Raw genomic sequence first — 24,560 nt, forward strand, 5'->3', positions numbered from 1 at the left:
TGGGGTAAATTGCTGTGGTCAAGGTACAAGCGCAAGGAAAAACATTTGAGTGCGATCGCGGAGCGAATCTCCGTGAAGTATTGCTCAAAAACGGCATCGATCTCTACAACGGCAACGCCAAAGTCATCAACTGCCACGGCCTCGGCACTTGCGGCACCTGCGCCGTCACCGTCGAGGGCGAAGTTTCCGAGCCCCAGTGGCGCGAAAAAGCCCGACTTTCGGTTCCTCCCCATTCTCCCGCCTCCAACCGCCGTTTGTCCTGCCAAACCAAGGTTTTAGGCGATATTAAGGTGACAAAATATGACGGTTTCTGGGGTCAGGGTTCTGAAACTGTCTGGAACCCCCAAGGATAGATTTTTTGTTAAGGAAGGCAGATAGGCTGTACTTTATTGAGATTGCATATTTGGGGCAGGCTAGAAGCCCACCCCACAAGATAATCTCTAAGACTTGTGCAAGAATTCTCACTGTAAGGTGCACAGGGGGCACCTTACCATAAAGAAATCCGAGAGGTTAAAAAACCCAGAAAGTCCATATAAAAGTTAATGAATTTATCTAAAGATATTCTGATTATTGGCGGCGGAATAATTGGTCTTTCGCTAGCAGTAGAACTGAAATTGCGAGGGGCATCTGTCGCGGTTCTCACCGCCGATTCTAAACAACCGACGGCCCGGGCGGCCGCCGGAATGCTTGCCCCACAAGCCGAACGAATTCCCCCCAGTCCGATGCTGGATTTGTGCTTGCAAAGCCGCGCACTGTATCCCGCCTGGGTGAAACAGCTAGAAGACATTACCGGATTGAAAACGGGATATTGGCGATCGGGAATTCTCGCGCCAGTTTGTCAAAATGAGCCTCAAGAAAAGCCCCTTTTGTCAAACCTTAATTATCAATGGTTGGACAGAGATACTGTTCGCCAGCACCAGTTGGGATTAGGTCAAGAAGTAATTGGCGGTTGGTGGTATCCTGACGACGCTCAAGTAGACAACCGCGCTTTATTTCGGACGCTTCAGGCCGCAGCTAAAGAATTGCAGATTGAGATTATTCAAGGCAGTGCAGAGGAAATCATTCGGCAGAAAAACCGAGTTTTTGGAGTGGAAACAACGGCAGGAAAATTACAAGCTGACCGTTATGTTTTGGCTGCGGGCCCTTGGTCTGAGAAATTATTGGATATTCCTGTTTTTCCAAGAAAGGGACAAATGCTGTCAGTATGTGTACCAGAAGATTGTGGAGTTATCCAGCCCCTGCAAACCGTTCTATTCGGGACTGGCATTTATATTGTGCCACGTAAAGATGGCAGAATTATTATTGGCGCAACTAGCGAAAATGTGGATTTCACGCCGGGAAATACGCCTGCGGGAATCCAAAGTTTGCTAGCAGGAGCGATTAAGTTATATCCCGAATTACAAAATTATCCGATTTTGGAGTTTTGGTGGGGATTTCGGCCGACTACGACCGATGAATTGCCGATTTTGGGTGATAGTGCTTGGGAGAATTTGACATGGGCTACGGGGCATTACCGCAACGGCATTTTATTGGCTCCGGTGACGGCTAAATTGTTGGCTGATTTGATTGGGAATCAGAAATCAGATCCGTTATTGGCTGCTTTTCATTATTCGAGATTTCCTGAATCTTGGAAGGTTGAAAAGGGTAAATAGTGAGATTTTTTGCTTTTTTTAAGACGAGGCAGAGCCGCATAACGAGAAACGAAAGTCAACCAAAAGGATATTTTTTGCTATAATCTAATCAGCACAATAGGGTTTTGTAAGTTATGACTTTCAGTGATGTGGTCGAGACGATCAAAAATCTTTCTACTGACGAAAAGCAAGAGCTTCAACTGTTGTTGAAGCAATATCTCCGGGAAGAACGTCGCGAAGAGATGTATCAAAACTTTAAGTCAGCGCAGATTGAACAACAAAAAGGTGAACTGAAATTTTTCGCTAACATCAATGAACTCCGAGTGACGAAAGGGTACTTTTCTATTTTACAGAAGACGGAAAAGCCGTGTTTGTAGATTTGGGAAGTCATGATGAAGTATATTAATCGACACAACAGTGGCTAAAGTACCGCTGTAAGTAGCGCGCCTAACCATTTTTTTGTAAGTCCTGAATTAGTTCGCATCCTGTTTTTTAGGTTGGTTTAATTCCCTGCATTTAGCGGCAGCCAAATCGTAAGCATTTTGGTAATCGCTACCGCCTAACATCAAATCGCCGTAATATTCATAAGGTTGATTGCCATAAATCGGCAGCGGGTCGTCTTCAGGATAATCTTCTTTTGATTCTTCTAGGATTGCTTTGAGTTTCTTGACGCTGAAGCGCTGGACTGGGAAGTAATGAATGTCTTGAGCGATGAAACCGAGATGGGGAAAGGTTGGGTCAACAATTCGCTCGTCGAGTTCAATCCAGCTATACTCGATGGGTTTATATGGCACTCCCGGCACAGCTAAAAAGCCTTGAACATAAATTGCGCCCTCGGTGGCTAACGCTGCTTTACAGGCGTTGTCAAAGCAGTTTTTACGGTTGCTTTTGATGCGAGTCGCCATTTCAATAGAAAGCGCCTCATCTAATAGTTCGGTCATAACCCATTTCTAGTCGCGTGTGCGATTAGATTGTAGCAAATCCGAGCTATCTCCGAGCACAAAAAACGCAGGCAATTGCGATCGTCCTTCAAATTCTCGTCTCAAGGAGTTGATCCAAAATCCTCTGCGGTTCTGGATGTTGTGTCAGCTTTGGTTTCCGGGGCGGGCTGTTTGTCGATCGCCCCTATCACCCTCCCAACGGATAAAAAGTTTTCGGGAGTAGCCCAAATTTTGAGCGTGCGATCGAGTTGGGCTACAACCCGGTACAATAAAGTGTGCCACAGACGATGCAAGCAAAAATAGCGGCATACATCATCGAAGGTCGATCGTGCAAGCAACCAATCATATTAATGCCTTCCGGTGCAGCAATTTGTTTGGCTGCTAACAGGCTTCACAGTTTTTTTTGTAAACAAAGCAGAGTTGTGATAACCTCATAAATGTGCAAAAATCGGTTCCAACAAAACTTTTGGAAGAAACGGGGAAAGTCCGGGGTAAATCCGCCGCTGTCCCGCAACTGTGATGCTAAGCGAAGCACTTATCCACACACCATAAACATACTGAATGAAAAGCGCGATCAAAAAGTCGGATTTTGTGCTAGCTCCTTATATGAAGAGCAACAACTTGAAAGCTAGTTGCCAAATACTCAATACAGTGATTCCTTATATATTCTTATGGTTTTTAGCATTTAAAGCTGCTGCCATTTCTGTATTCCTGCTGCCGCCGATAATGGTGTTGATGACACTTTTTTCAGGACGTTGTTTCTCTTTGATGCACGATTGCGGACACTATTCTCTTTTTAGTTCTAAAAAAGTCAATCGCATTATGGGTTTTCTGCTAGGTATCATCAATGCGATTCCTCAGTATCCCTGGTCGAGGGGACACGCTTATCACCACAAACATAATGGTAATTGGGATATGTACCGAGGCCCTTCGGCGTTGATATCCACCGAAAAATTTGCGGCGCTAAGTCCATTTAGTAAAAAGATGTATCAGTTACTCAGACACCCATTGATGCTGTTTCCCGGTGGTTTTTTCTATCTAATTATTAAACCAAGACTCGCACTGATATTGGGAACTACGGGTTTTATTCGACATATTTTTGCTTGTCTCAATCAAGATTTTGGCATAGGTTTATCGGGAATCATTGCTTCTTATAAATCCAAACATTGGTATACGACGGCTGAATTTTGGGATTTACTCTTCAACAATATTTGTGTTGTTGGTAGCTGGATTTATCTGAGCAACTTACTGGGGTTTGGCTTTTTCTGGAGTGTTTACTCAATTGTCATGACCTGTTCAGCAGCGATATTTATCTGTATTTTCTTTGTTCAGCATAATTTTGAGGGTTCCTACGCTCATAAAGCCGAAGGTTGGGACTATCTTATGGGCGCAATTGAAGGCAGTAGTTACCTAAAATTACCGACTATTCTCAATTGGTTTTCGGCTGATATTGCTTACCACAATATTCATCATCTCTCTGAGCGAATACCTAACTATAATCTTCGGGATTGTCACAATGCTAATATTCACCTGCTGGCTAATTCAAAATCCCTGACAATTCGCGATATTCCTGACTGCTTCCAATTCATTCTTTGGGATGCTGCTTCAGATAGTCTGCAATCGATTAAATTATTTCAAGAAGCAGAAGAAATTCCATTCAGTAATGTAGCTAATTAAAATCGGTTAGCAATAAATTTGGTCGCTTTTTTAGCACCAAAATCCTATGATTAGGGATGCAGTTAGTGGGATCACTTTTAACAGTAACTTTCCTAGTTAAGTAGGTGGTTACAAATAAACATTAGATGGGTCGGGCGGGTTTAGCCGGGAGCCCATAATACAATTGCCGGGGCCCGTTTGTGAGATTGTCCGTTTTTGGCAAATATTATTGGTGAACCCGCCCCTACAGGAATCAGGGTAATCGACCGGACATGATATCCTTTGTCAATGCAGCAATTCCTCTAATTTTTGCTGGTTCCACAAATACTGATAAAGCCCTGTTTGCCCTACCAATTCAAGGTGAGTGCCACTCTGAACTATTTCTCCTTGCTCCATCACAAAAATGCGATCGGCACTAGCCGCCGCTGACATTTGATGGGAGATAAAAATTACTGTTTTGCGATCGGTTCCCGTTGCCAAGTTTCGCAAAATGTCGGTAGCAGTTTGATTGTCAACGCTGGAAAGAGCGTCATCCAAAATTAACACCGGGGCGTCAACTAACAAAGCGCGAGCAAGTGCTGTCCGCTGCCGCTGTCCGCCGGATAAAGTAATGCCGCGCTCGCCGACAACTGTTTTGTACTGCTGCGGAAAGTTGAGGATTTCGGCGTGAATTTGTGCTTGTTTTGCCGCCGCTTCAATCTCCGGCTGTTCCGCTAAAGGGTTTCCGTAGCGGATGTTATTCTTGATGGTAGTGCCGAACAGAAAACTTTCTTGCGGAACGTAGGCGATCGCCCCGCGCAATTCGGTCAATTTTACCTTGGTAATATCCTGTCCGTCTACAAATAACTCGCCCGGATCGATATCTAGCAAGCGTGGCAGTGCATTAGCTAAAGTTGATTTTCCCGATCCGATCGCCCCAACGATTGCGACAGTTTCTCCCGGTTTTATGGTAAAATCAACATCTTTAAGCGCGGGTGTCTTAGCGCCGGGATACGTATAATTTAGATGGCGAGCCGCAATTTCGCCTTTGACTGGAGTTGCAAGTTCAACTGCATCGGCAGTATCCTTAATTTGCGGTTCCACAGTCAGAATTGATTCGATGCGATCGACACTCACTTCTCCCCGCTGGTAAGCAGTAATTGTGAAACCCAACAGCGCCGTCGGAAACACCAAACGCTCGACATAAATCAGCAACGCCACAAAATCGCCAATGCTAATTTGGCCATTAGCAATTGCCCCGCCACCAGCAGAAAGCAGCACCAACAAACTAATGCTTGCCAAACCGCCCAGCAGTGGAAAAATAAAGTTTCTAGTTTTTGCTAATTCCAAATTTGCTGATAGCAACTTCGCATTAGAATTGCGAAAAGCTCGGCGTTCGTTTTCTTCTTGAGCATAGATTTTAATTACGGACATCCCGCTCATATCTTCCTGAATCAAATCGCTCATCGCCGACAATTCCTCTTGCACCGCTAACTGTTGGATGCGAAGTTTGTCGCTAAATAACTGTACCAAAACCAGCATTAAAGGATAAACTGCGATCGCAAACAGTGTCAGCCTTACATTAATCCCCAGCATCACCGGCAAAGTCAAAGCATAAGCAAAAGCTGTATTCGCCAAACTCAGCACCGCAAACCCCACCAAGCGCCGAATATTGTCCAAATCGGAAGTAGCGCGGTTAATTAAATCTCCTACCGTATTGGCTGCAAAATAAGACGGTTCTAATGTTAATAAATGATTAAATATTTGCTGTTTGAGGTCAAATTCGACTTGACGCCCGACGCCAAACAGCAAAATCCGCGACGCCATCCGAATCACCCACATGATTGAGGCGAGAATCAGAATTAGTGCCACGAAGTTGAAAACTTCGTCAAATTTAGTCGCCACTTGGAGAGTGTCAACTGAATTCCGAATCAGCAGGGGAATGTAAACGCCCACAGCATTGACAACTAATAGCGAAAAAACGCCCCAGAAGGTTGGTTTCCAGTGCGGGCGCATATAAGAGCCGAGTTTTTGCAGTCGAGAATAACGAGCCATAGGAAGAAGGAAGAAGGAAGAAGGAAGAAGGTTCGGCAACGAGCAATGTACGGGATGTAACGGATGGATGCTGAAGGAAGAAGGAGTCTTCCCCAAGGTTTTCAGCAATTAAGAACGTGCTAATAGTCTTGGCGGTTGCTATAGGGATGAGAATTAAATAAAATCCACTTTTCATGACTGTTGTGGGATGGGCGTCCCGCCCGTCTATTGGGGACGGGCGGGACGCCCATCCCACAAGAAAAAAGGGAAATTATTTAATTGACGATCCATAGAAGGTAGAAATCTGAAAAAATAATAGAAGCTCTATCGAAAGGTAGATGACCGAAAACACAAGTTAAGAAATTTTTAATAAAAAATCTGCTTTGGGATAACGCGCCATCAAAATTGGGTTTAGGCCTGAACCAAAACCTGATTATATCGATATGTAACAAACCACATTATTATATCTGTGGCGACACGAGATATGTGGGGACACGGCATTGCCTTGTCCTTAGCCACCCGGAACGATCGCCCAAATCTCCCATCCGCCCCCCCAATCCCCCACACGGTTGAGGCGCGCTACAATCAAAAATCGATCGACTTAGCACTCAGACTCAGAGAGTGCTAAATTTGCTAATGTAAGCGATTGGAGACAAACATGACAAAAATAGTTGCATTTAGCGACAAATCTCGCCGGGCACTAGAACGCGGCGTCAATCAACTCGCCGATGCTGTCCGCATCACCTTGGGCCCGAAAGGCCGGAACGTCCTATTGGAAAAGAAATACGGCAGTCCCCAAATTGTTAACGACGGTATCACCGTTGCTAGGGAGATCGAACTCGAAGACCCCCTGGAAAATGCTGGCGCTCGCTTAATTCAAGAAGTCGCCTCCAAAACTAAAGATATCGCAGGCGACGGCACAACAACCGCAACGGTTATTGCTCAATCCCTCATTCGCGAAGGTTTGAAGAATGTCGCAGCAGGCGCAAACCCAGTCGCGCTGCGCCGGGGTATTGAAAAAACGATCGCCCACTTGGTGCTGGAAATCGAGAAATTGGCGAAACCCGTCGAAGGAAGCGCCATTGCTCAGGTCGCCACTGTCTCCGCCGGTAACGACGAAGAAGTCGGCGCCATGATTGCCCAAGCAATGGAAAAAGTCACCAAAGACGGCGTAATTACTGTTGAAGAGTCGAAATCTCTGACAACGGAATTGGAAGTGGTCGAAGGGATGCAGTACGATCGCGGATATCTTTCTCCGTATTTCGTCACCAACACCGATCGCATGGAAGTGGAGTACGAAAACGCTCGCATCCTGATTACCGACAAAAAAATTAGCTCAATTCAAGAACTAATTCCAGTTCTCGAAAAAATCGCCCGCACCGGTCAACCGCTGCTAATTATCGCCGAAGATATTGAAGGCGAAGCTTTGGCAACTCTGGTAGTCAACAAAGCCCGCGGCGTATTGAACATCGCAGCAACCAAATCTCCTGGTTTTGGCGATCGACGCAAAGCTATGCTTCAAGATATCGCCGTACTCACCGGCGGTCAACTGATTTCTGAAGAAGTCGGACTCAGCATCGATACCGCAACCCTAGAAATGCTCGGTACCGCCCGCAAAATTACGATCGACAAAGAAAACACGATCATTGTTGCTGGCGACGAACACAAAGCTGACGTGCTAAAACGGATCGAGCAAATCCGCAAACAGCTAGAAGCGACGGATTCCGACTACGACAAGGAAAAGCTAACCGAACGCATCGCCAAACTCGCCGGCGGCATCGCTGTAATTAAAGTCGGCGCAGCTACCGAAACCGAGCTCAAAGACCGTAAACTGCGTATTGAAGACGCTCTGAACGCTACTAAAGCTGCTGTGGAAGAAGGTATCGTTGCCGGAGGTGGCACGACGCTAATTCACCTGATTACAAAAATAGATGCGATCAGAAATACTTTAGACACCGAAGAACAAGTAGGCGCTGACTTGGTGAAGAAAGCTTTGGAATCACCTTTGCGTCAAATCGCTGATAATGCCGGCGTTGAAGGTTCCATCGTCATCGAACGAGTGCGGGCGAGCGAGTTCAACGTTGGCTACAACGCTCTCACCGACGTGTACGAAGATATGATTGCCGCCGGGATTATTGACCCGGCTAAGGTAGTGCGATCGGCTTTGCAAAATGCCGGTTCCATCGCTGGTATGGTGCTGACCACTGAAGCTGTGATTGTCGAAAAACCCGAGAAGAAAAAAGCCGGCGGCGACATGGGCGACATGGGCGGCATGGGCGGCATGGGCGGCATGGGCGGCATGGGCGGCATGGGCGGCATGGGCGGCATGGGCGGCATGGGCGGCATGGGCATGATGTAGTCTTCAACCATAAGCACCATGCGTGTAAACAAGCGCGTCTTATGTACTACCCGTCTACTATTTGACGATTAAGGCAGTTTATCCCCCCGGCATCCCCTGATAGTCCGGGGGGATTTTCATTCTCTTGTAGGGGCAATCCCCCCGTGGTTGCCCCAATCCCCCCGTGGTTGCCCCCAATCCCCCCGTGGTTGCCCCGATATTTGAAACACCGATTCCCTCGTCCGTGGAGGGGGTAGGCACGGGCGCACTACCCCTACAAAAGCCTGATTTTCGTGAGAATGAAACCGCCCTGCTTCTTAAGGGAGATGCAATGGGACTCGGCATTAAGGATCGCGAATTAAATAACTTACAATTTTAATTGTTATTGTGGGATGGGCGTCCCGCCCGTCCTTTTTGGACGGGCGGGACGCCCATCCCACTTTCAAGAGTGGAAGTTATTTAATTCTCATTCCTAAGCTATCAGCGATCGTTCTTAGGGATTTTAAGCTGAAGTTGCCACCTATGCAGTGCGGGCCCTCTCGGTCAACTAAAATCCTTCCCAGAAACCGCGTCTCCCCCTCTCCCCTGATCCTTTAAGACGACGGAGTTACATTGTTGCTGTGCAAGTCTTGAGGAGATTGAAACAGAGTTTCGAGATAAACTCTCGCAGCTTGGCGATAACTGCGCGAAGCTTCAGGCGTACCGCTATCGGCATTCTGCAACAAAAACAGCGACAGGGCGGCGCAAAATACTCGGTCTAGATCCCATTCGGGATGGGTTTCCAGGTAAGTTTTGAGAGAATCGTGCAGCGTTTCGGGAATTTCAGCAAAAATACTGACTGTTGGGTTGATCATTTTGTTTAGTCTCGCTAATAAATTGAAAACAGAACCCCCCCTTCGGCCGGATACAGGTGCAGGGACGGCCGAAATCAGAGCGCTTTTTTTAGGTCGGTCGCATCATTGTGCGCTATGAGGGGGTGGGTTTGTCAATGTTGCGAAATATTACAAAGTCCTTTAGATAAAAAAAAGGTTTACCAAATAATCAGCTTTTCAGGGATTTTTTTGTTACATATCTTTATGTGTTGGGGGGTTTATGAGGAATTAGGCAGCAAGTTAAGGAAATCCCCAATTCCGCAGCAAGATGCTACCGTGCCGTTAATTTCTGTGGAAAACTTTGTCGAATCTGTGGAAAACCTCAGACTTGCCTGTGGAAACGCTGTGGAATGTTTAGGGAAAAGTCAGGGAAAAAATAAGAATTGCAAAGGGCATGGGGCATGAGGCATGGGTAGCAAATAACAAATGACTGCTGACTACTGACTACTGACTACTGACTACTGACTGCTGACTAATGACTTCCTAAGTGCCACTCTGCTGCTTTTTGGCGGATGGTTGCCAATTCTGCCGGCTGCATTTTGTCGAGATTGGCTAAGATAAAGCTCATGCGACCGATCGACTGAAGTTTGTCCCGGTGGCGCGCTAGGAAATCCCAGTAGAAGAAGTTGAAGGGACAGGCGTTTTCGCCCGATCGCACTGTGCGATCGAATTTGCACCCCCGACAATAATCGCTCATTTTATTAATGTAATTGGCAGAAGCAGCATAGGGCTTCGAGGCCAACACACCGCCGTCAGCAAACAAACCCATGCCCAGCACATTAGTCTGCATTACCCAGTCATAGGCATCCACAAACGCACTGTGGAACCATTTTTCTAGCTCCTGGGGCGAGATTCCCGCAATTAGACCAAAATTGCTCAAAATCATCAACCGCTGGATATGGTGCGCGTAACCGCTGCCTTCGACTTGAGTTAAAACTTGGCGCAAACAGTTCATATCTGTTTTACTAGCGTCCCAAAAAAACTCCGGCAGCGGTTGAGTGTGGTTGAACCAATTCTTTTCAAAATAATCAGCATCCACGTAAAAATACACACCGCGAATGTATTCTCGCCAGCCCAGAATTTGGCGGATAAAACCTTCGACGCCGTTTAAATTTAAGTTTTGTTCGAGGTAGGCTGTTTCGGCGGCTTGAATAACTTCTAAAGGATGCAGCAAGCCAATATTGAGATACGGAGAAATTAGGGAATGCCACATTGTTTCCTCCCCCGTTACCATCGCGTCTTGATAAGGGCCAAAAGCGGGGAGACACTGTTCGATGAAATTATCTAATACTTGCAGTGCTTGCTCTCGTGTAACCGCCCAGCGAAAAGGTTCAATGTTTCCGTAAGTTGGGAAAGATAGAGACTTAACTTGTGCGATAACTTCTTGAGTTATGGCGTCGGGTTCAAACCAGAGAGGTTTCGGGGTATCCAGTTTTCCTTTGGGTGGCTGACGATTTTCTTTGTCAAAATTCCACTTCCCTCCCACAGGTTTATTGCTGCTATCCATTAAAACTTGAAAACGCTGGCGGCTGGCTCGATAGAAGTCTTCCATTAACAAACGTTTGCGGCTTGAAGCCCAATCTTTGAATTCTGTTTCTGTCCAGAGGAATTGATTGTTGGGAATTAGGGTTATTTTACAGGGGAGTTGCAAGTTTTGAACGAGCTGTAAAAAAGGTCGATCGTTCGGAGCCATCACCCGCACTTCGGTGATGTTTTGAGCTTGTATCCAAGCTTTGAGAGGTGCTTCAAAGTCCTCCGATTTTGTGTAAGTAACTTGCCATCCACTGCCGCGCAATTCTTCAGCGAAGTGTCGCATTGCCGACCAAATTAATACTAATTTTTGTTGGTGGTAGCGGCGCTGTTGAACGTGCTGCCAAGATTCAATTAAAATTATCGGTAGGGAGGGTTTATCATCTGTGCGGTTGAGAGCAGCTTGCTTCTCCCACAGTTGATCGCCTAATATCCAAACGCCAACAGTCATTTTACTTGTTTTTTAGTGAAACTTATTTTTTACTTTTTATGATGCCTGGTGGTCTAGTCAAGAAACTTAATTTATTGACAACTCACAACTCATAAGTTTTCAGGTTATCCTGAAAACTTACTAGAGCATAACATTGATTTCCAAAGATAGGGACACCGACCAGCAAATTTAAATTTTATGTCGGTATATCCTTCAGATGTTAATAACTTGGTCAGCGTATCTACTGAGAAAAATTTAATGTGACCGTTATCCCAAAGCACGGTAAAATGTTTATCTAGTTTGCCCGAAACCGCTAAAGCCAGATTTTTTAAATAGCCGTGATATGGTGTAGAAATAATTAATATTCCTCCTGGATTGAGGCATCTTTTTGCAGCTTTTGCTAGTTCTTTAGGATAAAGCAAGTGTTCGATTACTTCAATAGCTAAGACAACATCAAATGAGTTCAAAATATCGGTATCTGGAAGGTCGTAAATATCTGCTTCGATAAACTGACACTCGGGGAAACTTTGACGGGAGATGGCAATTCCGGCCGCTGAAGTGTCAACGCCGACAACTTCGCAGCCGTGCTCTGCGATAACGTGACTGAGGCTGCCATTGCCACAGCCGAGATCCAAAACTCGGAGTTTTGTCTTGCTGGTATGCTGAAGTGTCGCCAGCATTTCTAAAAGGGGAGATATCAAATATGCGTGATGATATCTCGGACGGTTGTTTGTGTAATAATACGTATAATTGCTAAAGTTTTTTTTCATCGATTAAGCTATGGAGATTATTGCCGAGACCGCGAATTTACCGAGCGTGGGTGCACTGTTTGGGCCAAGGTTCCCCACATTAGGGTTGTCAGAGTCGATCGGCAGCTCGATCGTCTCATTCTTTTTGTTTGACAGGTGAATTATTGTCACTGAATCAATCGGATGGCAAAACAAATCTTTGACAGGGTGCCAAATCTCACATCGCCCATCTCTGGCCAACCTCTCGAAGGCATTGGGAAAGAAAAAGTCCGATCGAGCAAGAATGATCTCTGTACACTAGCCGGAAACCGAACTTTTTGCCTGTTAATTGGGGGCGAGTGCATCTATGCGATTCTAGCTTCAAGCAACGGCGGTATGTCCACCCGACGCTTTTTGCAGCCTGAAAAAATGGCACCTGGGCGATTGGATGCCAGTCGTTCCGAGAATTGAGAAGGGAAGTGTGACCGAAATCACAGGCATTTGCGAAACAAATTGCTGAGCATCTTTGGCCCCACACACTTAGAATCGAGATTATTACAGTGGCTTCTATAATTGTGTTTAAATGTTGTTCGGAAGCTGTGTTGTCCAGTCAGCAGAGCCCCCTAGACAGATTCATGCTTTCGGTCTGGTTTATTTCACTTTAATGGTCGCTGTTGGGTGTTGCACCTTAATTTAGATATTTCCTATGGTTAAGTTAGGTCAATCCTCCTTTCGCCGTATTTTACTGTCGCGGATTTTGTTGCTCAGCGTACCTGTTCTACTGGTGGGGGAGTATGTTACCTATCGCAAGGCACGCTCGACGCTTCTGGAAACTGCTCGTCAAAACTTGACAGAAAGTGCAGTCAGAAAAGCAGACACTATTGAACAGTGGGCGAAATCGCTGAAGTCGAATCTGATCGGCGCTTCGGAAAGCTCGATGTTGCAGTCGGTAGATCCGAAGGATTATCAAAAGTTTATTGCCCAATTAGGGCAGCGGTTGCCAGCGCAGGTTGATTGCTTGCAATTGACTAATTTAAAGACAAATCAAGTGATAGCAAGCACTTGCGGGCAGCAGCCGATTCAGTCGTTGCCGGCAAAATTTTGGCCGCCCGTACAGCAGCAGCAAACGCTGCTGGACGACAAGAGCGTTTACATCAGTCTGTCTTTACCTCCGCAGCGACAGGGGACAGCAAACGATCAGAATGTGACTTTGGGGGCTGAGGATTTTCCCGATGCGGGTAAAGAAGGCCGCGATAGCCAAGCGAGTTTGGTGTTGAGCGCTCCTGTTTACATTCGTCGGGGCAATACCCTGCAGTTGAGTTATGCTTTGAGTTTGCAGTCGGCCTTGCCTGTCCAAACCAGCGCTCCCAAGGGTTCTTTAGCTGGCTATACGGTGGCGATCGACCAAGATGGGACGATTTTGGCGCACCCGAATATCAATCGCGTGGGCCGCAATATTGACCAAGAGGCAGATGCCGCTCGACTAAAAAGTATTGTCAGAAGGGCGATCGCCGGCGGAACAGCTTTTCTCCACCTATTTTCCTTTGAAAGAAATGGTGTAGAGTTGCTAGCAGGATACGCCGCTATTCCGAGTCCTTCAACTACACAGGAGAACAGCAAGTGGATTATTTTAGCTGTCTCTCGTTTAGATTACGCTCTGTCGGGTTTGGAAGAAATTCAGCAAGTTTTATTTAATTTAATTGTAGGTTTGGTTGCTGCTAGTATCATCGCGACTTTATATCTGTCTCGCGACTTGGCGCGTCCTGTGGAAAAACTGAGAGACTACGCGATGAAAGTAGATACAGAAGCGTCGCAGACAGTGCCACAAAATTTCCAAATTAGGGAATTCAATCAACTATCAGAAGCACTAAACAGCATGGTGCAGGGTCTCAGATCCAGGGCAAAAGCATTGGAAGTCGCAACCAAGGAAGCGCAAGTTGCCAATCAATTAAAAAATGAATTTTTGGGGAATATTTCTCACGAATTGAGAACGCCGCTCAACGGAATTATTGGTTTTATTCAAATTGTGCGGGACGGCTACTGCGATGACCGAGATGAAGAAATGGAATTTTTACAGCGGGCCCACGACTCGTCAATGCAATTGCTCAATATTATTAATGATATTTTGGACATTGCTAAAATAGAATCCGGCACGTTCTCGATGATGTTAGAAGTAGTTGACATTACCCAGGTACTTGAAGACGCGATTGATTTACAAGCGACTCAAATTGAGGAAAAAGGCTTGAAGTTAAGTTTGCCAGCTCCTCACGCTCCGATTATTGTTCATGCCGATCCAGAGAAGCTAAAACAGGTGTTTTTAAATATTTTGAGCAATGCCGTTAAGTTTACAGAGTCCGGCAGCATTAGTATATCTGTGCGGCTAGAATCGAGAACTAATTCTGGTAGTTTTAACGGCAGTGGGGAAAGTACGACGGGCCCCAGCGGTCAAAGCGATTGGGTGGTGGTGACAATTAAAGATACGGGAATTGGTATCGATCCCGAGCACCAGCAGAAATTGTTTCAACCTTTTGTGATGGCTGATGGTTCTACAACTCGCAAGTTTGGCGGTAACGGTTTGGGCTTGGCTATCTCGCGAAGGATAATGGAATCTATGATCGGAAGCATTACCCTGCACAGCGCGGGCGTGAATCAAGGTACTACGGTGATGATTTCTTTGCCGGTAAATCAGCAGTCAAGTTTTTATTTTCACAGCCCCGACTTAGTAACGGAAAAGGGAAATTTCAAAAGTTGAGGAGTGATTTTCCCAATCTAAAATCTAAAATCTAAAATCTAAAATGGTATTAGGGGCTGTCCGCCGAGTTCGAGGGATTTGCTCAAAGTGCTGAGAATGCGGATTAATTCGACGGAGGCGGCGCCCGAAGAGGTAAGACAGGGGGTATTTGTTTGCACGCAGTTGAGGAAGCGATCGCACACTCTCCTCAGCGGTTCTACTTGTTCTAAACTCAACACTTCGCGGTGTCTGATGCTTGTTGGCTGCGGCGCGATCCTCTTCGTTGGCGTAGCCCCCGTAGGGGCGGGCTTCGCTAACGCACTTTCAAAAGAGTTATTCTCTTCGCCTCCCCAATCTGGATTCCCGCGCTGCACAATCAGCGGAGTTTCTGGCGACATTTCGTCAAAAATCAAGGTTCCCAAACTGCCAACAACTGTTAAGCGCCGTTGTTTGTCAGGATTTAGCCAGCACAGATGAATAAATGCTTGAAATCCGTCGGGATAGGTGAGCGTTACCCAAACTAAATCTGCTAGTTTTTCAGCAGGATTAGTAGTCAGCAGTGAAGGAGAAAATTGATTTTCAATTTCTGCTGCTTCTTCTTTATTTATTCCTGATTCCTGATTCGTGATTCCTGATTCCTTCGGAAAAACAGTGCCGATCGCCCTTACTTCAATTGGCGTTTGTTCCAACCAAGTATTGAAAATAGCGATATCGTGAATAGCCAAGTCCCAAAGGGCATCAACGTCATGGCGCACCGGTTCAAAATGGGTGCGCTGGGCGTAACCGTAGCGCAATTTTCCAAGTTGATGCTGTTGAATAATTCTTTGGCCTCGATCGACTGCTGGATGAAACAGATAAGTGTGGTCAACGAAGAGTTGCCGCTGCTGTTTTTCGGCTAATTGACAGAGTTCTATTGCTTCAGTCAGGTTGAGGGCGAGGGGTTTTTCTGCTAAGACGTGGTAGCCTTGTTTCAGCGCTGCTGCTGCGAGGGTGTAGTGTGTGGAAGCTGGAGTGGCGATCGCCACAGCTTGCAGTCCCGGCAAGGCTTGCACTTGAGACCAATCGGTAGCTAGAATCACCGAGGCATCAAGATTAAACTGTTTTTGAACGGCCGCCAATGAATCTCGATTCGGGTCTACCACCGCTAAAACTTGGCTGTTGGGATGTTCAAGAAAGTTGCGAATTAGGTTAACTCCCCAGCGGCCTGCACCCAATACAGCTATTCCGATTTTCATTAATTATAAGTTCAAAAATCGCACAGCAATTATAGCATATTTTGTTATTATTATCTATGTTTTAACTCAAAAAAATCACTGTTGACAGTTGACTGTTTGCAGTAGTTATTGGTTATTGGTTATTGGTTATTGGTATCAGCTAAGGAATGAGAATTAAATAACTTCCACTCTTGAAAGTGGGATGGGCGGGACGCCCATCCTTTTTGGACGGGCGGGACGCCCATCCCACAATAACAATTAAAATTGTAAGTTATTTAATTCGCGATCCTAACAAATAACCAATAACTGATAACACCAGTCAACAGTCAACAGTCAACTGACTACTCACTACCAACTAATTTATTGAAAGCTGCCTGAGCCGCTGCTTGTTCGGCCGCTTTGATCGATCGACCTTTTCCCTCTGCTACCAACTTTCCCTGAATGAGAACTTCTGCGGTAAAACGATCCTCCCCGCCCTGCACTGTCCCGGTTTCTTGCACGCTATATTTAGGCAAAGTTTTGTATTTGCCTTGAGTCAACTCTTGGAGAGCAGCTTTGTAGTTTTGGCGGGCCGGATCGCTGCGGATTTCTGTCGCTAAGCGTTGAAAGTGAGAATCTAGCCAAGGGCGGATTAATTCTAAGCTTTGGGTACTCAAATAAAGCGCAGCCAGTACCGCTTCCAAAGCATCGGCCAGCCGGGGCTCAGCGCCTGTTTTGTCTGCAGCGGCGCTGCTGGAAACAATTAAATAGCGATCGAACCCGTAACTTTCAGCGATTTTAGCAAGAATTCGATCGCTCACCAAGATCGATCGAATAGCAGCAAATTCCCCCACTGTACAGTCAGGATAAATCTCAAACAACAATTCCGACGCAGCCAGCCGCACAACTGCATCGCCGACAAACTCTAGTTGCTCATAATTTGCCTTAGCTGACGCGCTCGCATGAGTCAAAGCTAAATCGACGAGATGCCATTTTATCGAAGCATTCTTCGTCAGTCCCAATTTTTCAATTAATGTTTCAAGTTGCTTTTGGCGACCCGGATAAATCATACCATTTTAGATTTTAGATTTTAGATTTTAGATTTTAGAAGTGGGAATCACGGATGACTATCCGGGTTTAGAGCTTTTCAAAAGTTGCATTATTTTTTTTAACAGGTATCAGATTCATATTAATAAAAAAAATTTAGTTGAAAGACTAAATATTCCTCCGGGTGCTTATGGTGCACCTTACCCAAAATCTTCCTCCGGGTGTGCAGTGCACACCTTTCCCAACATAAAACAGGTCGAAAAGATTTGTTGACCTGATTCCCAAGCGGTAGTTTTAATTAAATGGGGGGAGGAAAAAGTCGGACATAAGCCGGGTTCTGTTCTCTCAACTGCAAGCAGTTTTCGAGGGCAGTTATCTATCTGGGACGCCTGTTACCAGACGCCTCAAGCGGTACCAAAAAACGGAACTGGTAAAAAACCAACCATAGTCCCTCCGACCTTGCTCCCAACTGGGGTTTACCGAGCCAGCACCTCTCGATGCTGCTGGTGCGCTCTTACCGCACCTTTGCACCCTTACCAAATTAGTTGTTGCTTCCCAGTCAAAAATCCTCAGTTACTTACTAATGACCCATGACTGCTGACTAATGACTAATTGGCGGTATCTTTCTGTGGCACTATCCTCACGATCGCTCGCACTGGGCGTTACCCAGCAAGTTTGGTTTTTCGGGAGCCCGGACTTTCCTCAGACAAGCTTTCGCTAATCCGCAACCGCCTGCGCCTACTTTTTCCCCAGATTTATTGTACGCGATCGTTCGTCAATCTATTTGGGATTTGAGATTGAATATTTTAACTTGTCGCCCACTTAACTTGGACATTTGTGTTTATTCTCACATCTGGCACTGTTGTCAATAAGCTTTTTATGAACAGGCAAGATGCCTGTTCCACAAGAGATGAATTTTATTGTGGAACAGGCCGGAAAGCCTGTTCTTGACAATGGTGCAACATCTCAGTTTATTCAAACTCTTGTACGGTGGGCCCGAAAGCCCGCCCAACAATTAAATTTCCCTGCAACTCGCTTAAAATCACTCACCGATCAATCAGGGGGCACAAAAGTTGGCAATTATCATCCAAGGATTTATCGCACGGATTCAACTAGGGGCAGGAAACCTTTTCACCTAACAGGATTTTGAATTCTTCAATCTTTAATCCCCAATCTCAAATCTTCAATTCGGTTACTTTAATGAGTCATCTTTGATAGTAGAAAAATTATCAAACCAGCCGCGCCGCCAGAAAAAGTAAACTAAAGCAGAGGCGATTCCTACCATAACAGCCCAACACAGCGGATAGCCAAAATACCAATTCAGCTCCGGCATATTCAAGGGCGATTTCTCTGTATTGAAATTCATCCCGTATACTCCCGCCACAAAAGTTAGAGGAATAAAGATACTAGAAATCACCGTCAGCAATTTCATGATTTCATTCATTTTATTACCAACCGAAGACAAGTAAACATCCATCAAACCAGAAGACAACTCTCGATAGGTTTCCACCATATCCATCACCTGCACCGTGTGATCGTAACAGTCCCGCAGGTAAATTCGCACCTCTGGACTAATCAAATCACTACTATCTCGAATCAAAACATTAATTGCATCCCGCTGCGGCCAAATAGCGCGGCGCAGAGTCAGCAATTCTCGCCGGATTTTATAGATTTTTTCCAGGGTGCTGCGGGTGGGGTTGACCACCACTTCATCCTCTAATTCTTCAATGCGCTCTCCGTAAACTTCTAATACAGGGAAAAATCCATCTATAATCGCATCTAACAGAGTATAAGCTAGATAATCGGCTCCGTGCTTGCGAATAGTTCCTTGTCCTTTACGAATGCGATCGCGCACTGGTTCAAAACAATCATAGTCCGGTTCTTCCTGAACAGTTAACAGGTAATGTTTCCCCAAAATCAAACTAACTTGTTCTTTATGAAAATTCTCTGAATTCGGCTTAAGTATCACCATCCAGGCAATGATTAAAATGTGCTGTTCATAGTCTACAACTTTCGGTCGCTGGGGAACATTAACCACATCTTCCTGAGCCATTACGTGCAAATTAAAGACTTTACCCATGTGGCGCCAAGTTTCTTTGTTTCCTAATCCCAACATATCAACCCAAGAAACAGATGCTGTCTCTAAATAGGCCGAAGCTTCTTGAGGATTTGCCAATTTGCCGCGAGTAGCTGCTGTTTCGCAATAGTCAATTAATACAATCTCCGGAGGCGGCGCATCGGGTTCTAAGTCGAGAGTTCCCGGCGGAGCCCCCTGATCGTCATAAAAATAGTCAACATAGGAATCGTCATCATCTTCTTCTTTAATGTATTTTGCAACGGCATTAGAAGTATGTAGGCTTTTGTATACCATGCTAATATTCCTGACTTTTAGAACCTTTAATTAGATTATCATTTTTCTCGTGCAACTACCAATTACCAATGACTAATTACCTCTGCCGAATTGGAATCTCGATCGCAAATTCAGTTCCCTCTCCAGGCGCGGAAATGCAATGCAGCGTCCCTCCGTGTCTTTCCACCACAATCTGATAGGAGATAGACAGTCCCAAACCTGTACCTTTGCCTACTGGTTTAGTAGTAAAAAACGGGTCAAATACCCGACACTTAACAGGCTCTGCCATGCCATACCCGTTATCTGAAATTACGATCGCCACCCGATTGTTCTCCAGCAACTCCGTGCGAATCCGAATCCACGGCAATGCCGCGCAACTTAAAGGTAAACTAGGAAAATCTTGCCGCTCCTCTTCCGAATAACCAGACAATTCCAACTTCCGCTGCCTGACATCTGCTAAAGCATCAACAGCATTATTTAAAATATTCATAAACACTTGATTTAACTGTCCCACGTAGCACTGTATCTGCGGTAATTTCCCATATTCTTTAACTATTTGAATATGACGATTTCTGCCATTTTCTTTAATCTTGTGTTGCAAAATCAACAGAGCACTGTCTATTCCTTCGTGAATATTAACACGCTTAAGATCGGATTCTTCCAGGCGGGAAAAGTTACGCAAAGACAGAACTATTTGGCGAATGCGATCGGCTCCAGTTTGAATTGAAGTCAGGAGGTGCGGGAAATCCTCTTTCATGAATTCCAGTTCTATTTCTGCTGCCAAATCTTGGATAACCGCAACAGGTTCCGGGTAGTGTGCTTGGTACAAACTGCACAGTTCCAGCAAGTTTTTGGCATACTCACTAGCGTAAGTGATATTACCGTAAATAAAACTGACAGGATTATTGATTTCGTGAGCAATTCCCGCCACTAGCTGTCCCAAACCAGACATTTTTTCCGCTTGAATTAGTTGAGCTTGAGTCCTGCCTAATTGTTTCAATGTTTGCTCTAGCTGGCGATTTTTATGTTTTAATTGAGCTTCGGCTTGTTTGCGCTTGGTAATATTGCGAGCTAGAATAATAATCTGATCGGAATTAAACGGCAACAGTCGGGCTTCATAAGTTGTTTCTCCTTCCGACATGGAAAGCGAATATTCTATATCGATGGAATTTCTTGTTTCGGAAACTTCAAAGATTGCTTGGGCAAATTGGCAGGCGACATTGTGTGGCAATATGTCTGTCATTCGTTGACCAATAAAATGTTCGGGAGGCACGTATAAAACCGAGGAAGTTCCTGACAAATAATCCACGATTATACCGTCAGCATCTAGTCGAAAATACAAATCAGGTAAAGCGCGAAAAACAGCTTCTAACTCTAAAGTTTTTTGGCGCAATGCTTCCTCGGCGTAGTACCGATCGCTAATATCAAAAATCACCCCGTCCAAATAGCAAACGTTTCCCTCTGCGTCAAACACAGGAGAACCCTTATCCCAAACCCATTTAACCGTGCCGTCTGCTGCGAGCAAGCGGTATTCCAAGTTATAAGACTCTTTGTTTTCTATGCCTTGCCGAATAGTTTCTTCTACTTTTGCCAAATCTTCCGGGTAAATAATACTAGCAAAAGTCCGGCTTCTCCTGTCCAAAACCCAAATAAAATCTGCCGCATGGTAGCCAGTTAATAAGTAAACGGCATCGCTAATAAAATTAGTAGAAAAATCGCACTTCCAGCGATAAACCACTCCGGGAATATTAGCTACCAAAGACCTAAATCTTGATTCACTTCTACGCAAAGCTGCTTCCGATTCATGTCGTTCGGTAATATCGTGAGCGAAAGCTAGCACTGCAAATACATTACCCTCAGCGTCGCGCAGGGGAAGTTTTTGGGTATCAAAAATATGTACTGAACCGTCAGCAATAGTTGCCGGATCGCAGGGATTGTGGATGATTTCGCCGGCCAGTACAGCAGAGTCGTCTGTGCGGAATCCTCGAATATTTTGGGCGGAATTCCCAAACACGAGCTCTTCGGAAAATCCTAATTCTAAATCAGATTTGCCAATTATCTCTTCGACTGTTTTGCCGATCGCTTGAGCGAAACTCCTGTTGGCCAAAATACAGCGAAAGTTTTTGTCTTTGGCTAAAATCCAGTCGCTAGTTTTGTCTATTACTGTACGCAGGAGTTGTTCGGAACGTTCGGTTTTTTCCAAAGACGCCTGCAGTTCTATTTCTAGGCGCTTGCGAGCAGTAATGTTTTCAAAAGCAACACCGACGCAGTTGTTGGGTAATGGAAAAGCTTTAATAGAAAAAGCGCGAGTTATGCGGCCCCCTTCATCGCAGTCAATATCTTCAACTTCTACGGCTTTCTGGGTGCGAATTACAGAAGCAAATGCTTGGGGAATGTTTTTCGATCGCAGTTGGGGAAAAATCTCGTCGATTGTCATTCCCAAAACATCAGCCATTTCTAATCCGGTAAATAGGGTAGCTGCAGGATTGGAGGCGATCGCCCTGAGAGTGCTATCATCGTCTATATTTTCTAAATGGTAGACGTACAAACCAATTTGCATATTCTCGACAATTTGGTCGTAGAGGCGCACGCTTTCGTCTACCTGCCTGCGTTCGGTAATATCTTCAGTAATCCCCAAAACGTACTGAGGACGGCCTGCGGCGTCGAGAATTGGCACTTTGCGGGTGTGCAGTATTCTCATACCTTTGTGGCGAGTTTGGATCGGCTCTTCGGCTATGTCTTTAACATTAGATTGGTTGCGATCGCCTGTCAATATTTCCCTGTCTTGAGCAGTAAAAACATCAGCTTGTTCTTTGGGGTAAATATCGTAGTCATTTTTGCCGATCGCCTCTTGAGAAGTAACACCTGCGATCGTTTCTCCCGCTTTATTCCACAGCACAAATTTCAGCGAAGAAGCATCTTTAGCAAAAACTCCCACCGGCAGATTTTCTACTACGGAATTGAGGAACCCTCTCGCTGATTGTAATTCAGCTTCGGCACGCTTGCGTTCGATGCCTAAAGCGATGACATCAGCAACCGATGCTAAAGTTTCCTGAAAAGGTGCACTCAGCGGCTGGCGGCTGATAATTACCATGACTCCCACCAGCCGTTCTTCGACTATCAAAGGGTAGCCGGCGAAGGTTATAATTTGGTTGGGAATTTGGCAATTTGTCGGCTTTTGACTGGTGTTGATAATGGCTACTTCGGACTTTTGCGCCTCTGTTGCTTTCGGGGATGCTTCCTCTGGGAGTCCAAAATTGTTCAGTTCAAATCCGCAGTCAAATTCTGGTTTTTGCTGTTGGGCGATCGAGTTAACCTTACTTTCAATAAAGCTAGCCCGATCGTCTGTGCGGCTGTAGATTCCCGATGCTGCTTGCAATTGGCAAACATTATGTTGAGTGTTGAAAGTCCAAATTTCCGCCGAAGTGACATCGAGATTTTGCACCAGTGCCTCGCAGCAGGGAAGCAGGATATCTTGAGGGTGTCTGGTGAGGGCAATACCCACATCGGCTACCATTGCTGTGAGGCGAGAAGCTTGGGCTTTTTCTGCTTCCAACCGTTTGCGATCGGTGATATCTTCCACCAAAGAAAGCACGGTAAAAGTGTCGCCGCTGCGAATAATTGAGTTGAACCAGCGACACCAAATTACCTGTCCGCTTTTAGTATAGTTGCGGTTAATTGAAGTATTGCCGTTGCCAGTGGCTAGTTCAAGCTCGATCGCGCTTACAGCCTCTCTATCTTCCTCGCAAACCAAAGCCAAATCGCCGAACTGCTTGCCCATCATATCATCGGATGTCCAGCCAAAGATTTCTTCGGCGCGTTTCGACCATTGAACGACCCGAAAATCTTCATCCCAGCCTACCATTGCCAGCGGACTGTTAGCTGCATTCAACCACAGTAAATGGTTCGATCGGCGCAACTGTTGAGTTTTCTGCTGCTGCCAGCGGTAATGCCTGGTGATATCTCTACCGACACCCAAAACCCGCATCTGCTTGCTAGAGGCATCCACCGCTGGCGTGTAAGCAGTTTCGTAAATTTTAATCCCGCCGTCTGCCGTCGTCACCTCATGAATTGCCAGCCGTTTTTCCCCGGTAATAAATACTTGTTGCAGGCAAGAATCAATCTGCGAGATTATATTTTTAACAGCAGTATTATTGGGATATAATTTTAATAATTCCTGATTAGTTTTGTTGACTATTTCAGCCGGCTCCAATCCCATCCAAGCAGCAGCGACTGGATTTATCGATAGGTACTTTTGCTGTCGATCGCACTCTAGGAAAGCATCAACAGAGTTAGAGAAAAAAGACTGAAACGAGTTGATAACTTCCTGCATGGGTATTTTTTCATGAGAAAAGCTTAGTATTGTGGAAACCTCGTGTCTTTAGGCTCATATGTTGCACCATTTTCAATAAGCTTTTATGAGCGGGCAGGATGCCAAACCCACAAGAAATTAAATCTTTGTGGAACAGGCATCTTGCCTGTTAAGCGAGAATGGTGCAAGATGTGAGGAGACCGATCGAGGTAGCACTCATCAGGCAGTTTTAACCGCCTTGAATATTGATTATTGCTACAGGGGGCTACTTGGTCGCTTGGTACTTTTATGATCTACTTTCAACGGAACAATTACCGTTTTAAATATTTCACGCGCGATCGCATAGCAGCTTGGGCTTACACCCATATTTTTGATAACGTAATCAGTTAAAACAATAGCTAGTCAACTCTCTCTTTTGATTAGGGCATAAAGCCCCATCTCTTCAGAGCGGGGTGCTGACTTGCTTAAGCTCTAAAATTTTCCTAAAGTTAGTTTAACTGATATCTTGCACCATTGTCAGCAACAGGCAAGATGCCTGTTCCACAAGAAAATTTATATTTTGTGGAACAGGCATCTTGCCTGTTCATAAAAGGCTAATTGAGAATGGTGCAACATATAAGTTTAACCCACTCAAATCTTTTTGGACACTGTACTGCTGCGTTTCCCGGTGCAATTTTCGGCGCTGTTCCCTATAATACAAAAATTTTAAAGAAATAGTATTTTTCGGAATATAGCTTAATTACAGCAGATGCTCTTTTTTAAAAGCAGACCCAGCGGATACAAAAGCG

19 protein-coding genes and 1 other RNA gene are annotated in these 24,560 nt (G+C 45.4%); 9 read left to right on the forward strand and 11 right to left on the reverse strand.

Features of this window, described 5'->3' with window-relative positions; all coding sequences use genetic code 11:
- Positions 1-14 precede the first annotated feature (14 nt).
- The 3 genes from QT987_RS14205 to QT987_RS14215 all read left to right on the forward strand — a co-directional run bounded on the left by QT987_RS14205 (position 15) and on the right by QT987_RS14215 (position 2,008).
- Positions 15-353, forward strand: coding sequence for a 2Fe-2S iron-sulfur cluster-binding protein (locus QT987_RS14205; RefSeq protein ID WP_333240989.1), 339 nt, complete (start codon positions 15-17; stop codon positions 351-353).
- Between the two features lie 189 nt (positions 354-542).
- On the forward strand, positions 543-1,652 hold the full coding sequence (thiO, locus tag QT987_RS14210; protein WP_333240992.1) for a glycine oxidase ThiO: 1,110 nt from the start codon (positions 543-545) through the stop codon (positions 1,650-1,652).
- Between the two features lie 113 nt (positions 1,653-1,765).
- Complete coding sequence (locus QT987_RS14215) at positions 1,766-2,008, forward strand: hypothetical protein (protein WP_333240994.1); 243 nt, start codon at positions 1,766-1,768, stop codon at positions 2,006-2,008.
- 96 nt (positions 2,009-2,104) lie between these two features.
- Here the strand turns inward: QT987_RS14215 and QT987_RS14220 are convergent, their stop codons facing one another.
- Both QT987_RS14220 and QT987_RS14225 read right to left on the reverse strand, forming a co-directional pair.
- Positions 2,105-2,572: a hypothetical protein gene (locus QT987_RS14220; RefSeq protein WP_333051426.1), complete on the reverse strand. Its 468-nt coding sequence runs from the start codon at positions 2,570-2,572 to the stop codon at positions 2,105-2,107.
- A gap of 101 nt (positions 2,573-2,673) precedes the next feature.
- Complete coding sequence (locus tag QT987_RS14225) at positions 2,674-2,910, reverse strand: hypothetical protein (RefSeq protein ID WP_333240996.1); 237 nt, start codon at positions 2,908-2,910, stop codon at positions 2,674-2,676.
- 223 nt (positions 2,911-3,133) lie between these two features.
- Between QT987_RS14225 and QT987_RS14230 the strand changes: the two genes are divergently transcribed.
- Positions 3,134-4,249, forward strand: a complete 1,116-nt coding sequence (locus tag QT987_RS14230) for a fatty acid desaturase (RefSeq protein ID WP_333240998.1) — start codon at positions 3,134-3,136, stop codon at positions 4,247-4,249.
- A 264-nt stretch (positions 4,250-4,513) separates the two neighbouring features.
- Here QT987_RS14230 and QT987_RS14235 read toward each other — a convergent pair whose 3' ends face one another.
- The gene (locus tag QT987_RS14235) at positions 4,514-6,262 is read right to left on the reverse strand and encodes an ABC transporter ATP-binding protein (RefSeq protein WP_333241001.1); all 1,749 of its coding nucleotides are present in this window, start codon (positions 6,260-6,262) and stop codon (positions 4,514-4,516) included.
- A 448-nt stretch (positions 6,263-6,710) separates the two neighbouring features.
- Between QT987_RS14235 and QT987_RS14240 the strand changes: the two genes are divergently transcribed.
- Both QT987_RS14240 and groL read left to right on the forward strand, forming a co-directional pair.
- Complete coding sequence (locus tag QT987_RS14240; protein WP_333241003.1) at positions 6,711-6,869, forward strand: hypothetical protein; 159 nt, start codon at positions 6,711-6,713, stop codon at positions 6,867-6,869.
- A gap of 30 nt (positions 6,870-6,899) precedes the next feature.
- Positions 6,900-8,600: a chaperonin GroEL gene (groL, locus tag QT987_RS14245; RefSeq protein ID WP_333241005.1), complete on the forward strand. Its 1,701-nt coding sequence runs from the start codon at positions 6,900-6,902 to the stop codon at positions 8,598-8,600.
- 572 nt (positions 8,601-9,172) lie between these two features.
- Here the strand turns inward: groL and QT987_RS14250 are convergent.
- Entirely contained in the window at positions 9,173-9,430 is a 258-nt protein-coding gene (locus QT987_RS14250; protein WP_050813024.1) for a DUF2811 domain-containing protein, read from the reverse strand.
- Between the two features lie 225 nt (positions 9,431-9,655).
- Here QT987_RS14250 and QT987_RS14255 point away from each other — a divergent pair, with 225 nt between their 5' ends.
- Positions 9,656-9,856 carry a hypothetical protein gene (locus tag QT987_RS14255; RefSeq protein WP_333241007.1) on the forward strand — a complete coding sequence of 67 codons (201 nt, stop codon included), beginning with the start codon at positions 9,656-9,658 and terminating at the stop codon, positions 9,854-9,856.
- Positions 9,857-9,923: 67 nt separating this feature from the next.
- On the opposite strand, the gene QT987_RS14260 is transcribed toward QT987_RS14255, so the two are convergent.
- Positions 9,924-11,432, reverse strand: coding sequence for a cryptochrome/photolyase family protein (locus QT987_RS14260; protein WP_333241009.1), 1,509 nt, complete (start codon positions 11,430-11,432; stop codon positions 9,924-9,926).
- Positions 11,433-11,536: 104 nt separating this feature from the next.
- On the reverse strand, positions 11,537-12,181 hold the full coding sequence (locus QT987_RS14265; protein WP_333241011.1) for a class I SAM-dependent methyltransferase: 645 nt from the start codon (positions 12,179-12,181) through the stop codon (positions 11,537-11,539).
- A gap of 162 nt (positions 12,182-12,343) precedes the next feature.
- On the opposite strand from QT987_RS14265, the gene QT987_RS14270 reads away from it, so the two are divergent.
- The gene (locus QT987_RS14270) at positions 12,344-12,610 is read left to right on the forward strand and encodes a hypothetical protein (RefSeq protein WP_333241012.1); all 267 of its coding nucleotides are present in this window, start codon (positions 12,344-12,346) and stop codon (positions 12,608-12,610) included.
- Between the two features lie 235 nt (positions 12,611-12,845).
- Complete coding sequence (locus QT987_RS14275; protein WP_333241014.1) at positions 12,846-14,891, forward strand: ATP-binding protein; 2,046 nt, start codon at positions 12,846-12,848, stop codon at positions 14,889-14,891.
- A 38-nt stretch (positions 14,892-14,929) separates the two neighbouring features.
- Here the strand turns inward: QT987_RS14275 and QT987_RS14280 are convergent, their stop codons facing one another.
- The 5 genes from QT987_RS14280 to QT987_RS14300 form a co-directional block, all read right to left on the reverse strand.
- Positions 14,930-16,105 (reverse strand): Gfo/Idh/MocA family oxidoreductase, encoded by a 1,176-nt coding sequence (locus QT987_RS14280; RefSeq protein WP_333241016.1) that lies wholly within the window; start codon positions 16,103-16,105, stop codon positions 14,930-14,932.
- Positions 16,106-16,425: 320 nt separating this feature from the next.
- Entirely contained in the window at positions 16,426-17,133 is a 708-nt protein-coding gene (gene rnc / locus QT987_RS14285; protein WP_333241017.1) for a ribonuclease III, read from the reverse strand.
- Positions 17,134-17,421: 288 nt separating this feature from the next.
- An RNA gene (rnpB, locus tag QT987_RS14290) (RNase P RNA component class A) lies at positions 17,422-17,855 on the reverse strand.
- A gap of 447 nt (positions 17,856-18,302) precedes the next feature.
- A complete protein-coding gene (gene corA, locus QT987_RS14295) occupies positions 18,303-19,481 on the reverse strand; it encodes a magnesium/cobalt transporter CorA (protein WP_333241019.1) in 1,179 nt (392 codons plus the stop codon).
- Between the two features lie 76 nt (positions 19,482-19,557).
- Entirely contained in the window at positions 19,558-23,793 is a 4,236-nt protein-coding gene (locus QT987_RS14300; RefSeq protein ID WP_333241021.1) for a PAS domain-containing protein, read from the reverse strand.
- Between the last annotated feature and the right edge of the window lie 767 nt (positions 23,794-24,560).

The organism is Microcoleus sp. SVA1B4 (genome assembly GCF_036700545.1).
Taxonomy (GTDB): Bacteria; Cyanobacteriota; Cyanobacteriia; order Cyanobacteriales; family Microcoleaceae; genus Microcoleus.

Coding starts and splice junctions, on each gene's coding strand:
- QT987_RS14255 (WP_333241007.1), top strand. CDS start 9,656: ATGTGTTGGGGGGTTTATGAGGAATTAGGCAGCAAGTTAAGGAAATCC.
- corA (WP_333241019.1), bottom strand. CDS start 19,481: ATGGTATACAAAAGCCTACATACTTCTAATGCCGTTGCAAAATACATT.
- QT987_RS14215 (WP_333240994.1), top strand. CDS start 1,766: ATGACTTTCAGTGATGTGGTCGAGACGATCAAAAATCTTTCTACTGAC.
- rnc (WP_333241017.1), bottom strand. CDS start 17,133: ATGATTTATCCGGGTCGCCAAAAGCAACTTGAAACATTAATTGAAAAA.
- thiO (WP_333240992.1), top strand. CDS start 543: ATGAATTTATCTAAAGATATTCTGATTATTGGCGGCGGAATAATTGGT.
- groL (WP_333241005.1), top strand. CDS start 6,900: ATGACAAAAATAGTTGCATTTAGCGACAAATCTCGCCGGGCACTAGAA.
- QT987_RS14275 (WP_333241014.1), top strand. CDS start 12,846: ATGGTTAAGTTAGGTCAATCCTCCTTTCGCCGTATTTTACTGTCGCGG.
- QT987_RS14270 (WP_333241012.1), top strand. CDS start 12,344: ATGGCAAAACAAATCTTTGACAGGGTGCCAAATCTCACATCGCCCATC.
- QT987_RS14265 (WP_333241011.1), bottom strand. CDS start 12,181: ATGAAAAAAAACTTTAGCAATTATACGTATTATTACACAAACAACCGT.
- QT987_RS14280 (WP_333241016.1), bottom strand. CDS start 16,105: ATGAAAATCGGAATAGCTGTATTGGGTGCAGGCCGCTGGGGAGTTAAC.
- QT987_RS14300 (WP_333241021.1), bottom strand. CDS start 23,793: ATGCAGGAAGTTATCAACTCGTTTCAGTCTTTTTTCTCTAACTCTGTT.
- QT987_RS14220 (WP_333051426.1), bottom strand. CDS start 2,572: ATGACCGAACTATTAGATGAGGCGCTTTCTATTGAAATGGCGACTCGC.
- QT987_RS14260 (WP_333241009.1), bottom strand. CDS start 11,432: ATGACTGTTGGCGTTTGGATATTAGGCGATCAACTGTGGGAGAAGCAA.
- QT987_RS14230 (WP_333240998.1), top strand. CDS start 3,134: ATGAAAAGCGCGATCAAAAAGTCGGATTTTGTGCTAGCTCCTTATATG.
- QT987_RS14235 (WP_333241001.1), bottom strand. CDS start 6,262: ATGGCTCGTTATTCTCGACTGCAAAAACTCGGCTCTTATATGCGCCCG.